Below are 13,032 nucleotides of genomic sequence, written 5' to 3'. Positions count from 1 at the left end.
GCCGCCGCCCGAGGCCGTCCGAGCCGCGGGGCCTGCCCTCAGACGCGGGCCTCGCGCAGCACCGGTCCGCCGATCAGCGCGACCAGGTGGGCCGCCACGTCCGCGAGCAGCGTCGCGGGGGCGATCGGCGCGGCCGCCACCGCCGAGAACAGGCTCGGCAGGCCGGGCAGCGGGAAGCCGTCGTCCCGGGCGGCCTCGTGGCCGACGTCGTTCTTGTCCAGGTGGACGCGGCTGCGCGCCCAGGCGTCCAGCACCTCCTCCGGCGACGGGACGCCGAACCCGTGGCCGACGGGCGCGGCGTGCCGCAGCCGGATCAGCGGGGTCTCGGCGAACGTGAGCGCCACCTTGCACCGTTGCGACAGGCTCTCGCGGACCTCCGCCGGGATCCAGTCCATGGCCGTACACGGCCTGCGGCACTTGGCGACGCAGGTGGCCATGGCGCCGGAGAGCTGGCTGTGCTGCCGGTCGAAGTACGCCCGCCAGCCCTCGCCCGGCTCACGGGAGACCCGCAGCGTGCGCTCGGCGGCGGACTTCTCGGGCTTGGTGTGGTCGCACTCGCGGTCGCCGATCACGCCGAACCGGCTGCCCTCGGCCCGCAGGCCCTCAGGCCAGCGGGCGGGGTCGCCCGCGTGCCCGAGCACCGGCTCGAAGGCGAGGAGCGGCAGGTACTCGCCGGCGATGTGCAGCGCCGACATCACCGAACTGAGCTCGCGCCGCTGCCAGTGGACCTGGATGACCTCCAGCAGCAGCTCGTACGCGGGCCGCAGCGACGACAGCGCCCCGCGCGGCTGCTCGCGCGGGGTCTGCGGCATGTGGCACTCGCGCGCGCGGCGCCGCAGCGAGCCGGGAACGGCCTTGGCGTCCACTTCGGTGGCGAAGTCCTCGGCGTCCAGGGTGAGCAGGCGCTGGCCGAACTCGCACAACGCGGGGATCGCACCGGCCTCCCGCATCACCAGGGGAGCGAGGTCGCCGAGGTCGCCGAAGGCGTACCGCCGGGCGAGCGCGGTGAGCAGGTCGAGCGGGGCGAGCGGGTAGAGAGGGGCAGGGGGCGCGTCCACCCGGACACCCTCTCACGTTACCGGCGATCATTGTCGTCGCCGTTCACACCGCAGGCCCAGGACGGCAGGTCATGGACGAGCCGGGCGGCGGCGGACGCGGACCGGCCCGCCTGGGCGTCCAACCGGACTTGGCCGCCAGGCGGGCCGGGCTCGAGGAGGGTGCACCTCAGAATGGGAGGGCCCGCCGGGCGGCGGGCCCTGGTGACCGGCGGGTCAGGCGGCCGAGGCGTCCTTGGCGCGGGCGCGCAGGGCCCGGCTGATGGAGTCGGCGCCCTCGAGCAGCAGGCGCCGCAGCGCCGGGACCGGCTGGGAGGAGGAGATGTAGTCCTGGGTCCTGGCCACGGTCTCGGGCGCGATGAGCAGCGCCGGGTAGCACCCCATGGCGAACCGCTGGGCGCTGTCGGACGGCCAGCTCTTGTAGATGCGGCCGACCTCCTGGAAGAACCGCTCGCCGTAGGGCTGGAGCAGATCGACGTGGTGGGGGTCCATGAACCCGACGATCGTGGCGCGCAGCACCGCGCCGCTCAGCGTGCCGCCGGTGATCGAGGCCCACGCGTCGGCCTTGCCCTCGGCGGTCGGGATCGCCGCCTTGCACAGCGCCGCCGACTGCTCGCCCCTGGCCGACGGGTCGCGCCGCAGCTCGGCCGCGATGTCGTCGCCGGACAGCGCCCCGCCCGAGGCCAGCGCGTGCGTCAGCGTCCAGCGCAGTTCGGCGTCCACGGTCAGGCCGTCAAGGCCCGAGGTGCCGTCGAGGATGCCCTTGACGAAGGCGAGGTCCTCGGTGGTGGTGGCCACGGCGGTGAAGGCGTTGACATAGGCGAGCTGGTGGTCGGAGCCCGGCTCGGCCGAGGCGATCAGGCGGCGCAGGGCCGAGGAGAGCTCGGCCAGGCCGTCGGCGCGCCACGCAGGGTCGGCGTACTGCTGGACGGCCAGCCGCGCCTGGCGCAGCACCGTCTGCAGGACGGTGATGTCGGCGATCGCGTGGACGTTGGAGGTGACCAGCCGGACGTAGTCGCGCGTGGCCATCTCGGCGTCCCGGGCCATGTCCCAGGCGGCCGACCAGCTGAGCGCGCGCGGCAGCGACTCGGCGAAGCCGGCGATGCCGCCGTCGACCAGCGTGCGCAGCGAGCGCTCGTCGAGCCGGATCTTGGCGTAGGTCAGGTCGTCGTCGTTGATCAGCACCAGGTCGGGCTGGGTCTCGCCGACCAGCTCGGGCACGGCCGTGCGGGCGCCGACGACGTCGAGCTCGACCCGCTTGACCCGCTTGAGCGAGCCGTCGGCCCGGGAGTACAGGCCGATGGCGACGCGGTGCGAACGCAGGGTCGGGTAGTCGGCCGGGGCCTCCTGGAGCACCTCGAAGGTCAGGAAGCGGCCCTCGGAGTCCACCGTGAACGACGGCCGCAGCGTGTTGACCCAGGCGGTCTCCAGCCATTCCTTCGACCAGGAGGACAGGTCGCGGCCGGAGGTGCGCTCAAGGGCCGACAACAGGTCCTTCAGCTCGGTGTTGCCCCAGGCGTGCTCGTCGAAGTAGTCGCGCACGCCCGCCAGGAAGTTGTCCAGGCCGACGTAGGACACCAGCTGCTTGAGCACCGAGGCGCCCTTGGCGTAGGTGATGCCGTCGAAGTTGACCTCGACGGCCTGCATGTCGGGGATGTCGGCGGCGATCGGGTGGGTGGAGGGCAGTTGGTCCTGGCGGTAGGCCCAGGACTTCTCCACGTTGGCGAAGGTCGTCCACGCCCCCTGGCCCCAGCGGGTGGCCTCCGCCTGGCACAGCACCGACATGTAGGTGGCGAAGGACTCGTTCAGCCACAGGTCGTCCCACCAGCGCATGGTGACCAGGTCGCCGAACCACATGTGCGCCATCTCGTGCAGGATCGTCTCGGCGCGGCGCTCCACCACGGCGTCGGTGACGCGGGAGCGGAAGACGTAGTCCTCGAGGAAGGTCACGGCGCCGGCGTTCTCCATGGCCCCGGCGTTGAACTCGGGCACGAACACCTGGTCGTACTTGCCGAACGGGTAACGGGTGCCGAAGACGCGGTGGTAGAAGTCGAAGCCCTGCTTGGTGACCTCGAAGATGTTGCCGGCGTCCAGGTGCTCGGCCAGGGAGGCCCGGCAGAAGACGCCGAGCGGGATGCCGTCGTGCTCGTCGCGGACGACGGCGTACGGCCCGGCGATGAGGGCCGTGATGTAGGTCGACATCACCGGGGTCGGCGGGAAGTGCCAGCGCTTGGCGCGCTGGAGCGTGCCGTGGCGGCCGTGGTGCTCGTCGAGCTCCTCGACCGAGTCGGGCGCGGCGTTGGAGATGATCTCCCAGTCGGACGGCGCCAGCACGCCGAGCTCGAAGGTCGCCTTCAGGTCGGGCTGGTCGAAGCAGGCGTACATGCGGTGGGCGTCGGCCGTCTCGAACTGCGAGTGCAGGTAGATCTTCTGGTCGAGCGGGTCGACGAACCGGGTGAGGCCCTCGCCGGTGCGCATGTAGGTGCAGTCGGCGTCGACGAGCAGCTCGTTCTCGGCGGCCAGGCCCGGCAGGGGCAGGCGGCCGGTCTCGGCGTCGTAGGACGTCACGTCCAGCTCGGCGCCGTTCAGGACGGCCTTGCGGATCTTGGCCTCGGCCAGCTCGATGAACGTCGTCGCGCCGGGTTCGGCGCAGGAGAATCGGACCGTGGTGACGCTCTCGAAGCGCTCGTCGCCCTCGGTGAGGTCGAGCTCGACCGAGTAGGACCGCACGTCAAGCAGACGAGCCCGCACCCGGGCTTCGTCACGGGTCAGATTGCCTGCCACATCCGCTCCTCATCGCGACTCTCCCTCGCTCCGTCGCGAGAGGGATGCATGAATCCTGCCACGCCGGGCTCCGTGATGCGGCACCGGAGGCGTCGCATAAGGGGCACGAGACGAAATGATTTCCCACCTGGGTACAAGGGATAGGGAATACCGCGAGCCGGGTTGGGGCTGGCAGGTGTATCGAACGTCAACCCGCGAGCACGATCAGGAAGCTGGCCATGACTGAACCGACTCCAGTCGATCTTTGGTTCGACCCTCTTTGCCCGTGGGCCTGGATGACCTCGCGCTGGCTGCTCGAGGTGCGCGAGGTCCGGCCCGTCGAACCCCGCTGGCACATCATGAGCCTCGCCGTGCTGAACGAGGACAAGGACATCCCCGCCGAGTACCGCGAGATGCTCAAGGACGCCATGGCCTCGGTGCGGGTCGTACAGGCCGCCGCAGAGAAGTACGGGCAGCACGTCGTCGGCGACCTCTACACCGCGATCGGCACCCGCATCCACAACGAGGGCCGCCTCAAGCAACACGAGGGCGAGGAGGGCTTCGACGCGGTCGCCGCCGTGCGTGCGCTGCTCGCCGACGCCCTGGAGTCCGTCGGCCTGGACCGCGGGCTCGCGTCCGCCGCCGACTCCACCGAGTACGACGAGGCCGTGCGCCGCTCCCACCGCGAGGGCATCGAACTGGTCGGGCAGGAGGTCGGCACCCCGGTCATCTCCGTCGAGGGAGTGGCCTTCTTCGGCCCGGTGGTCTCTCCGGCCCCCAAGGGCGAGGCGGCCGCGAAGCTGTGGGACGGCGTGCTGCTGGTCGCCGGCACCGACGGCTTCTTCGAACTGAAGCGCTCGCGCACCCGTTCGCCGATCTTCGACTGATCCGCTGACCTGCGGTCCGGCCGTGACCGGTCGCGTGCGGAGGGTTGCGCCCCGGCTGACAGGCATGGTCAACTCGATCCGTTCGCCCAACTTGACCGTACTGAGAGACAGGACGGCGGCCGGATGGCGGCGACCGCGCGGCAGCACGGTGACGGCCGTCTTGACCGCCGGACGGTGATTCCCACCGTCCGGCGGCTCGTCCGCCCGCCATATGGACCGCGCGCGAGGATCGAGGGTCATGCGTCACCTTTACGTGCAAGGAGCCTGGGTAACCTCCTCGTCGGGTGAGGGCGTCGACGTCATCGACCCGTCGACCGAGCAGGTCATCGACCGGGTGCCCGCGGGCTCCCCCGCCGACGTCGACCGCGCCGTCAGCGCGGCCCGCGCCGTCTTCCCGTCATGGTCGGCCACCGCCGCCGCCGAGCGCGGGAAGATCCTCGAAGCGGCGGCCGACCTGCTGAAAGATCGCGCCGAGCAGGTGGCGCGCACCATCGCCACCGACATGGGCTCGCCGTACGCGTTCGCGCTCAAGGTGCAGACGCTGATGCCCGCCGCGGTGCTCGCCGACCACGCCCGGCTGGCGGAGGAGCGGGGCGAGGCCGAGACGCGCGTCGGCAACTCGCTGATCCTGCGAGAGCCGGTCGGCGTCGTCGGCGCGATCACCCCCTGGAACTATCCCCTGCACCAGGTGGTCTGCAAGGTGGCGCCCGCGCTCGCCGCGGGCTGCACCGTCGTGCTCAAGCCGAGCGAGGTCGCGCCGCTCGCGGCCTACGCCCTCGCCGAGATCCTGCACGACGCCGGTCTGCCCGCCGGGGTGTTCAACATGGTCAGCGGCCCTGGGCCGGTCGTGGGAGAGGCGATCGCCTCCCACCCGGACGTCGACATGGTCTCCTTCACCGGTTCCACCCGGGCGGGCAGGCGCGTCGCGGCGCTGGCATCCCACACGGTCAAGCGCGTCGCGCTGGAACTCGGAGGCAAGTCGGCCAACGTGATCCTCCCCGGCGCCGACCTGGCGACCGCCGTGAAGCTCGGGGTGGCGGGCGCGTTCGTCAACTCCGGCCAGACCTGCTCGGCGCTGACCCGCATGCTCGTGCACCGCGACCAGTACGACGAGGCGGTCGCCCAGGCGGCGGCCGTCGCCGGCACCTACACCCTCGGCGGCCCGTTCGACGAGGGCACCCGCCTTGGCCCGCTGGTGTCCGCCGCGCAGCGCGACCGCGTGGTCCACTACCTCAACCGGGGGCAGGAGGAGGGCGCCCGGCTGGTCGCGGGCGGCGGCGACCGGCCGCGCGATCGCGGCTTTTACGTCGAGCCGACCGTTTTCGCCGGCGTCGCGCCGGGCATGGTGATCGAACAGGAGGAGATCTTCGGTCCCGTGCTGTCGCTCATCCCCTACACCTCCGTCGACGAGGCCGTGGACATCGCCAACGGTACCCCCTACGGGCTGTCGGGCGCGGTGTGGGCGGCGACACAGGAGGAGGCCGTGGCCGTGGCGCGCAGGCTGCGCACCGGCCAGGTGGCGATCAACGGCGGCCGGTTCAACACCTCGGCTCCGTTCGGCGGTTACAAGCAGTCCGGCGTCGGCCGAGAGCTCGGTGAGTTCGGCCTGGAGGAGTACCTCGAGGTCAAGTCCCTGCAGCTTTAGCGAGAAGGGCGGTCGCGAGTGAAGCCGTCGGTCCGCCGAGCGCGCCGCATCAGCGCGTTCGAGATGGCGCTGGCGCTCGGCGGGCTGCTGCTCATGCTGCTCGCCGTCCAGAACGCCGGCCCGGCCCTCGCCGCCGTGCGCGGCCACGGCGTCCCGGGCACCTTCACCGCCCGGCGGCTCGACTGCATCCAGCACCCGGGCCATGAGCAGTGCACGTGGGTGGGCACGTTCCGCTCGCGCGACGGCAGGGACGTGCGGCAGGAGATCGGGTTCTACGGCAGCGAGCGCGGCACCTTCACGCCCGGCGCCACCTCGCCGGCGTTCGACACCGGCAGGCGCGGGCACGTGTACGGCCCCGGAGGCTCCAACGAGTGGGTCGTCGTCGCGGCCCTGTTCCTGGCCGGCCTGGGTCTGGTCGCCCGCCCCCTGCTGTGGCTGGCCTCGCTGCCCAGGGCGGCGCGACGCGGCCCTCAGGACCACGCGCCGGAAGGCTTCTAGGCGACGCCCGCCCCGGCGCGGGAGCGCCGAGGCGGGCGCGTGGCGGCTAGTGGGTGCGCAGCAGGATGTCGCGGGCGGCGTCCTTGGGCAGGCGGTCGACGTAGATGATCCCGTCGAGGTGGTCGAACTCGTGCTGGAAGCACCGGGCCAGCAGGCCCCGGGCCTTCACGCGCACCGGCCGCCCGAGCCGGTCGAACCCGCGGACGGTCACCCCCGCCGCGCGCGGCGTGCGCGCGTACAGCGGCTTGCCGGTGTCGCGGCTGGGCACCGAAAGGCACCCCTCCTCGTCCAGCACCTCATCGGCGTCGTCGACGGTGAGCTCGGGATTGACGACGTGACCCTTGCGCCCGCTGGCGTCGTACACGAAGAGCCTCTTGGACACCCCGATCTGCGGCGCGGCCAGGCCGACGCCGTCGGCGGCGTACATGGTCTCCATCATCTCGTCGATCAGCCGCCGCAGGTCGCGGTCGAAGGACGTGACCGGCTCGCCGGGCGTGCGCAGGACGGGGTCCCCGATCACGCGGATCTCTCGCATCAGGCTCTCCTGTAAGGGGTGATCTGGTCAACCGCCTATTACTGTAACGGAATCGCCGCCGATGGAGACAGGTGATCGGCATACGGCGCGGCCCGATGGACCGCGGGGAAGCCGTGCTGCGACAATGGGGCACGTGCGCGTCTACATCGCCGCCGATCACGCCGGCTACGAACTCAAGAACCACCTCGTCTCCTGGTTGAAGGAGCACGGTCACGACGTCGTCGACGGCGGCCCGTTCGTGTACGACGCCGAGGACGACTATCCGGCGTTCGTGCTGCGCGCGGCCGAGGGCGTGGTGAACGACCCCGGCGCCTTCGGCATCGTGATCGGCGGGTCGGGCAACGGCGAGCAGATCGCCGCCAACAAGGTGCGGGGGGTACGCGCTGCGCTGGCGTGGAGCGAGCAGACCGCCTCGCTCGCCCGGCAGCACAACGACGCCAACGTCATCAGCCTGGGCGCCCGCATGCACTCCGTCGAAGAGGCCACGCGCTTCGTCGAGGTCTTCTTGAGCACGCCGTTCTCCGGCGAGCAGCGCCACCAGCGCCGCATCGACCAGATGGGGGCGTACGAGGCCACCGGCGAGACGCCGCCCCTGCCCGGCCGCTGACCGCCCTCCACCCGCCCGCCGGCCCGCCCACGGGCCGGACGGCGCGCGCCCTGGGGGCCGGAGCCCGCCGTGGGGCCGGACGGCTCACTCGAGGCGTGGTGCTCCGGTGAGCCCTAGCCGTCCTTGCGGCGGCGCGTCTCGTTCTTGCGGGCGGGCTCGGGCCGTCGCGCCGGCTCGTTCTTGCGCGGGGTCTCGGCCTTGCGGGGCATCTCGTCGCGCAGGGGCCGGCGGTCGGCGGCCTCCTGCTGGCCGGTCGAGGGGCGCGAGACGTCGCGCGCCCGCATCGCGGTGATCGCGGTGATCTGCAAGCTCTGCAGTGCCATGCCCACACCCTAGGTCAGCGCGGCGTCCCGCGCCTCGCCCGTCAGAAGACCAGGCCGCCCCACGGCGCGGTCTCCCAGCCCATCGCGGCGGAAAGGGCGCGCAGCGAGCCGGGACGGGTCTCGCGGACGATGCCCGCCGCCTGGTAGGAGCCGAGCGTGCGCCCGCCCAGGTAGGCCGCGCCGAGCACGCTGACCGGCAGTTCGACGTCGGCCGGTTCGCTCGTGCGCTCGCAGGTGACCTCGCCGGCGTCCGCCGACAGCCGCCAGCGTCCCTCGTTCCACGGGCAGACGGCGTCCCGGACGTCCAGGACCACGTCCACCGGCGCGGCGTAGGCGCGGGAGGCGAGGGCCCGGTCGACGTCCACCAGCCGCACCCACATCTCGTCGAGGTGCGCTGCCTGCAGCAGGCGGGGCTCGGCGAGCAGATGCATGATCGGGTCGTCGACGGGGCGGTTGGCGGCCTGCACCCGCGCGCACAGGTCGCGCTCGAGCAGGTGGCGCCACAGCTGGGCGTAGGCGGCGGGGTCCAGGCCGAACAGCTCCGACAGCCGCACCTCGCCGTCGGGCAGGTCATGGTCGGTGAAGCCCGACCTGACGCGGAACAGGGCGTACCCGCGCGGCCCGGCGTCGTCCTCCGCGATCACGCAGCGTAGAGAACTCGCCCCGTGGCGCGAGTCGGGGTCGTCGTTCAGCACCAGATCCCACTTCGCGTCGCTGCGGGCGTACAGGCCCGGGCGGGTGGGGAGCACGGCGTCGAAGACCTTCCGCAGGTCGGCCCGCGCATCGGCGGGCGGCCGGACCAGGCGCAGTCGCAGGGAGGGGTCGACCGGCGCGTGCGGGACGAGACCGGCCCCGCGGGTCGGGATCCGGAAGAACAGGTTGTCGGTGGCCCTGCCGTAGCCGAACCGCCCGTAGATGGCGGCCTCGGACGCGTACAGCGCCGCGACCGGCTCCCCGCCCTCGTGCAGGTCGGTGAGCTGGCGCCGCATCAGGGAGGACAGCACGCCCCGGCGCCGGTGGGAGGGCCGCACCGCGACCGCCGTGACGCCGCAGACCGGCTTCGGCCCGCCGGGGACGGTCATGGTGAAGGTCAGCCCGGCGGTGACCCCGATCAGCAGGTCGCCGTCGAAGGCGCCGAGGGAGCGGTCGAACTCCATCGACGCCTTGAAGCGCTCGGCCCGGCCGGGGGAGTTGTCCTCGGCGAAGGCCTCCTCGTCCACGTCGAGCCACGCGGGCCACTCGGACTCGTCGAGCGGACGGATGACCGTGCTCGGCCGCACGCTTGGTTCGCTGTTCACCTGGCCAACGTTATGACCGGGCAAACCGGATCGGCCACCTAATATCCCCGTTTAATGATCAAGGTATTGGTCAAGTCGGCTGCCCAAACGGCAGATGGGCAGATAGAGTCGAGCGCATCATGACTTCCCGTCCGGCGCCGTTGATCCCCCCGCGGCTCCGCGCGATCTTGGTGCGCATCCCGTTTCTGGTGCGGATCGTGCGATTCCTGCGGAGGGGACCGTTGGCGCGTGATCGGAACCTGCTCATCACGCTGAGCGTCTCCACCCTGCTGCTCGGCGCCCTCGCCGCGCGGGTCTCCACCGAGTGGTTCTCGCCCAGCCTGTTCATCCTGGTCACCCTGGTCGGCGGCCTGCAGCTTCGCATGCGCAGCCTGGCCGTCCTCGTCGGGGCCGTCGCCGTGGCCCTGTCCTACATCGCCATCGTGCTCGGCGTGCGCTCCGTGGGCCCCGGGCTGCTGGTCACCATCGGGTTCACGACGGTGCTGGCCTTTCTCATGGCGCGCACCCGCGGCAAGCTCGGCGTGCAGGGCCTGCGCGGCGACGTGATGCTGCTGGAACTCAGAGACCGGCTCAAGCGGCAGGGCGAGCTTCCGCCGCTGCCGGCCAAAGACTGGGGTTCCCGCGTGGTGCTCAAGCAGGCCGGCGGCTCCTCCTTCGGAGGCGACTTCCTGGTCTCCATGCGCCACGGCGACATCCTGGAGGTCGCGCTGGTCGACGTGTCAGGCAAGGGGGTCGACGCGGGCACCCGCGCCCTGATGCTCTCGGGCACCTTCGGCGGGCTGCTCGGCTCGGTCGAGTCCTTCCTGCCCGCCTGCAACGCCTACCTGCACCGCCAGCCCGAGGGCGAGGGGTTCGTCACCGCCGTCCACCTGCGGCTCGACCTGTCGACGGGCGCCTACGAGATCACCTCGGCCGGGCACCCGCCGGTGGTCAAGTTCGACGCGGGCACCGGCACCTGGCAGGTGTCGGCCGCCAAGGGCGTCGTGCTGGGCGTCGTCCCCGATCTGCACTGCGAGCCCGACAGCGGCGTGCTGCGCAAGGGCGACGCGCTGATGCTCTACACCGACGGCCTGATCGAGCAGCCGGGGCGCGACATCGACTCCGGGCTCGACCGGCTGCTCGGCGAGGCCGAGCGCCTGGTGCCCTCGGGCTTCCACGACGGCGCCCGGCCGCTGGTCAACTCCATGTCGGCCGGGCACAACGACGACTGCGCGCTGATCCTCATCTGGCGGCCGTGACCATGGCGGCCCGGGTCTCAGAGCCAGCCGGTCTCCGCCGCGATGCGCACCGCGTCGGCGCGGTTGCGCGCTCCCGTCTTGCAGATGATGCGCGACAGGTGGTTTCGGACCGTTCCCACTGAGAGGTACAACTTCGCGGCGATCTCCTTCGAGGACGCCCCCTGCGCGGCGATGCGCAGAACGTCCTGCTCGCGAGGGGTGAGGGGGTTGTCGGCCGAAGTGAGGGCGGCGATGGCCAGGTCGGAGTCGACGGCCTTGCGTCCCGAGGCGACCCGGCGGATGCCGTCCGCCAGGTGCTCGGGGGCGACGTTCGTGCTCAGGAAGCCGAGTGCGTGGGCGGCGAAGGCCCGGCGCACCTGCCCGGGGTTCGGCCGGGCCGACAGCAGGACCACCTTGCAGCGGGGGGCCTTCTGGTGCAGGCGCGCGGCAGCGGTGAGCCCGTCGACGTCGGGAAGGTCAACGTCGATCACCGCCACATCGGGCGCGAGCTCCATGGCTGCCGGCACGATGTATTCGCCGGAGGCGACGTCGGCGATCACCATGAGATCTTTCTCGCCGTTCAGCGAGGCCACGAGGCCCCGCCGCACGAGCGGGAGATGTTCGGCAACCAGGATGCGTATCAAGGTGCTCCCTTGGGGCCTTGGAACAGATCCGGCAAATTATGCTTCGCCAGCTCATATCCCACGGTGTCTACATGATTGCTTACCGTCAATGCAGTCTCCCGATTCGCTCCACCGCGCGCAAGTCACTCCTACGCTTGGTCGTTGAGAGTTGTATTCCGGGGGAGACCGAAGTCCTCGCGCGTTCGGTTACGCTCGGAAGGGGCAATCCAAACAGAAGGCATCTTCTCCGCAGGTGGGGGTAGCACGTATGAGCTGGCTCGTCGTGGCCGGGTTTCTCATCTTCTTCGTCGGGATGGCCTTGTCCATTGCCCTCCACGAGTTGGGCCATCTGGTGCCCGCCAAGTACTACGGCGTCAAGGTGACGCAGTACATGGTCGGTTTCGGGCCGACCCTGTGGTCGCGCCGCCGGGGCGATACCGAATACGGCCTCAAGTGGATTCCACTGGGCGGCTACATCCGTATGATCGGCCCCCTGCCCCCGAGGCCCACCGACGATCCGAACAAACTGCGCAACATGTCCACAGGCCCGTGGCAAGGGCTCATCGAGAGCGCCCGGCAGGCATCGCTGGAGGAGGTCAAGCCCGGCGACGCCGACCGCGTCCTGTACCGCAAGCCCTGGTGGCAGCGAGTCGTCATCTTCACCGGCGGCCCCGCCATGAACTTCCTGCTGGCCTTCGCGCTGTTCGCGGTCGTCCTGATGGGCTTCGGCATCTCGGTGCCCAAGCCCGCCGTCGGCGAGGTCTCCAAGTGCGTCATCACCGTGGCCGAGCAGGAGAAGGGCCGGCAGTGCACGCCGGCGCACCGGCCCACCCCCGCGGCGGTCGCCGGCCTGCGGGCCAACGACAAGATCGTGTCGTTCGGCGGCAAGCCGGTGCGGTCGTGGGAGGACGCCACCGCGCTGATCCGCGCCCACGGCGCCGGCCCGGTCGCGATCGGCATCGAGCGTGACGGCAGGCCGATGACGCTGAACACCACCCTCATCGCGCAGGACCGCCCCTCCCTCGACGATCCCACCAAGCTGGACAAGAACGTCGGTTTCCTCGGCATCACCCCCGTCTTCGTCGTGGAGAAGCAGGGGCCGGGCTACGTCTTCGGCTTCATGGTGGACCTGGTCCAGCGCAGCGCCGACGCGCTGCTGCACATGCCCCAGAAGCTCGTCGGGGTATGGCAGGCGGCCTTCGGCGGCGCCGAGCGCGACCTCGACAGCCCGCAGAGCGTCGTCGGCGCCGGGCGCCTCGGCGGCCAGATCGCCGCCGCGGCCATCCCGCTGGAGAACAAGATCGCCGGGTTCATCCAGCTGCTCGCGGGGTTCAACCTCGCCGTCGGCATGTTCAACCTGATCCCGCTGCTGCCGCTGGACGGCGGTCAGATCGCCGGTGGTCTGTGGGAGGGGTTCAAGCGCGGGTACGCCCGGGTGCGCCGCCGGCCGATGCCGGGTCATGTGGACATCGCCAAGGCGCTCCCGCTGACGTACGCGGTGGCGCTCATGCTGGTGGCCATGGGCACCTTGCTCATCTACGCCGACATCGTCAACCCCATCCGGCTGCCGGGCTGATCCGC

General features: G+C 71.4%; 12 protein-coding genes. 6 read left to right on the top strand and 6 right to left on the bottom strand.

All coding sequences use genetic code 11. The features are described 5' to 3' along the window. Positions 1–38 precede the first annotated feature (38 nt). Positions 39–1,058, bottom strand: coding sequence for a hypothetical protein (locus ACZ6QO_RS32590; RefSeq protein ID WP_465856415.1), 1,020 nt, complete (start codon positions 1,056–1,058; stop codon positions 39–41). Positions 1,059–1,271: 213 nt separating this feature from the next. Then, positions 1,272–3,839: an aminopeptidase N gene (pepN, locus tag ACZ6QO_RS32585; protein ID WP_465856413.1), complete on the bottom strand. Its 2,568-nt coding sequence runs from the start codon at positions 3,837–3,839 to the stop codon at positions 1,272–1,274. Between the two features lie 218 nt (positions 3,840–4,057). Here pepN and ACZ6QO_RS32580 point away from each other — a divergent pair, with 218 nt between their 5' ends. From ACZ6QO_RS32580 to ACZ6QO_RS32570, 3 genes are all read left to right on the top strand, one after another. Then, positions 4,058–4,705, top strand: coding sequence for a mycothiol-dependent nitroreductase Rv2466c family protein (locus ACZ6QO_RS32580; protein WP_465856411.1), 648 nt, complete (start codon positions 4,058–4,060; stop codon positions 4,703–4,705). A 238-nt stretch (positions 4,706–4,943) separates the two neighbouring features. After that, entirely contained in the window at positions 4,944–6,350 is a 1,407-nt protein-coding gene (locus ACZ6QO_RS32575; RefSeq protein ID WP_465856409.1) for an aldehyde dehydrogenase family protein, read from the top strand. Between the two features lie 18 nt (positions 6,351–6,368). Continuing rightward, positions 6,369–6,848 carry a hypothetical protein gene (locus ACZ6QO_RS32570; RefSeq protein WP_465856407.1) on the top strand — a complete coding sequence of 160 codons (480 nt, stop codon included), beginning with the start codon at positions 6,369–6,371 and terminating at the stop codon, positions 6,846–6,848. 46 nt (positions 6,849–6,894) lie between these two features. Here the strand turns inward: ACZ6QO_RS32570 and def are convergent, their stop codons facing one another. After that, entirely contained in the window at positions 6,895–7,383 is a 489-nt protein-coding gene (gene def / locus ACZ6QO_RS32565; RefSeq protein ID WP_465856405.1) for a peptide deformylase, read from the bottom strand. Positions 7,384–7,516: 133 nt separating this feature from the next. Between def and ACZ6QO_RS32560 the strand changes: the two genes are divergently transcribed. Beyond that, positions 7,517–7,990, top strand: coding sequence for a ribose-5-phosphate isomerase (locus ACZ6QO_RS32560; protein WP_465856403.1), 474 nt, complete (start codon positions 7,517–7,519; stop codon positions 7,988–7,990). A 113-nt stretch (positions 7,991–8,103) separates the two neighbouring features. Here ACZ6QO_RS32560 and ACZ6QO_RS32555 read toward each other — a convergent pair whose 3' ends face one another. Continuing rightward, positions 8,104–8,313 carry a hypothetical protein gene (locus ACZ6QO_RS32555; protein ID WP_465856401.1) on the bottom strand — a complete coding sequence of 70 codons (210 nt, stop codon included), beginning with the start codon at positions 8,311–8,313 and terminating at the stop codon, positions 8,104–8,106. 41 nt (positions 8,314–8,354) lie between these two features. Further along, positions 8,355–9,611 (bottom strand): GNAT family N-acetyltransferase, encoded by a 1,257-nt coding sequence (locus ACZ6QO_RS32550; protein WP_465856399.1) that lies wholly within the window; start codon positions 9,609–9,611, stop codon positions 8,355–8,357. A 119-nt stretch (positions 9,612–9,730) separates the two neighbouring features. Between ACZ6QO_RS32550 and ACZ6QO_RS32545 the strand changes: the two genes are divergently transcribed. Continuing rightward, positions 9,731–10,849 (top strand): PP2C family protein-serine/threonine phosphatase, encoded by a 1,119-nt coding sequence (locus ACZ6QO_RS32545; protein ID WP_465856397.1) that lies wholly within the window; start codon positions 9,731–9,733, stop codon positions 10,847–10,849. 17 nt (positions 10,850–10,866) lie between these two features. On the opposite strand, the gene ACZ6QO_RS32540 is transcribed toward ACZ6QO_RS32545, so the two are convergent. Beyond that, positions 10,867–11,472: a response regulator gene (locus tag ACZ6QO_RS32540; RefSeq protein ID WP_465856395.1), complete on the bottom strand. Its 606-nt coding sequence runs from the start codon at positions 11,470–11,472 to the stop codon at positions 10,867–10,869. A gap of 247 nt (positions 11,473–11,719) precedes the next feature. On the opposite strand from ACZ6QO_RS32540, the gene ACZ6QO_RS32535 reads away from it, so the two are divergent. Next, positions 11,720–13,027: a M50 family metallopeptidase gene (locus ACZ6QO_RS32535; protein ID WP_465856393.1), complete on the top strand. Its 1,308-nt coding sequence runs from the start codon at positions 11,720–11,722 to the stop codon at positions 13,025–13,027. Positions 13,028–13,032: the final 5 nt, after the last annotated feature.

The organism is Sphaerisporangium sp. NPDC049457, assembly GCF_055586705.1.
Note: the sequence above shows the minus strand (reverse complement) of the source record. Positions and strands in the feature narration are given on the sequence as shown.

Bases quoted from the DNA above. Each gene is read 5' to 3' on its own strand.
- ACZ6QO_RS32580 (WP_465856411.1), top strand. From the start codon at position 4,058: ATGACTGAACCGACTCCAGTCGATCTTTGGTTCGACCCTCTTTGCCCG.
- ACZ6QO_RS32575 (WP_465856409.1), top strand. From the start codon at position 4,944: ATGCGTCACCTTTACGTGCAAGGAGCCTGGGTAACCTCCTCGTCGGGT.
- def (WP_465856405.1), bottom strand. From the start codon at position 7,383: ATGCGAGAGATCCGCGTGATCGGGGACCCCGTCCTGCGCACGCCCGGC.
- ACZ6QO_RS32555 (WP_465856401.1), bottom strand. From the start codon at position 8,313: ATGGCACTGCAGAGCTTGCAGATCACCGCGATCACCGCGATGCGGGCG.
- ACZ6QO_RS32545 (WP_465856397.1), top strand. From the start codon at position 9,731: ATGACTTCCCGTCCGGCGCCGTTGATCCCCCCGCGGCTCCGCGCGATC.
- ACZ6QO_RS32535 (WP_465856393.1), top strand. From the start codon at position 11,720: ATGAGCTGGCTCGTCGTGGCCGGGTTTCTCATCTTCTTCGTCGGGATG.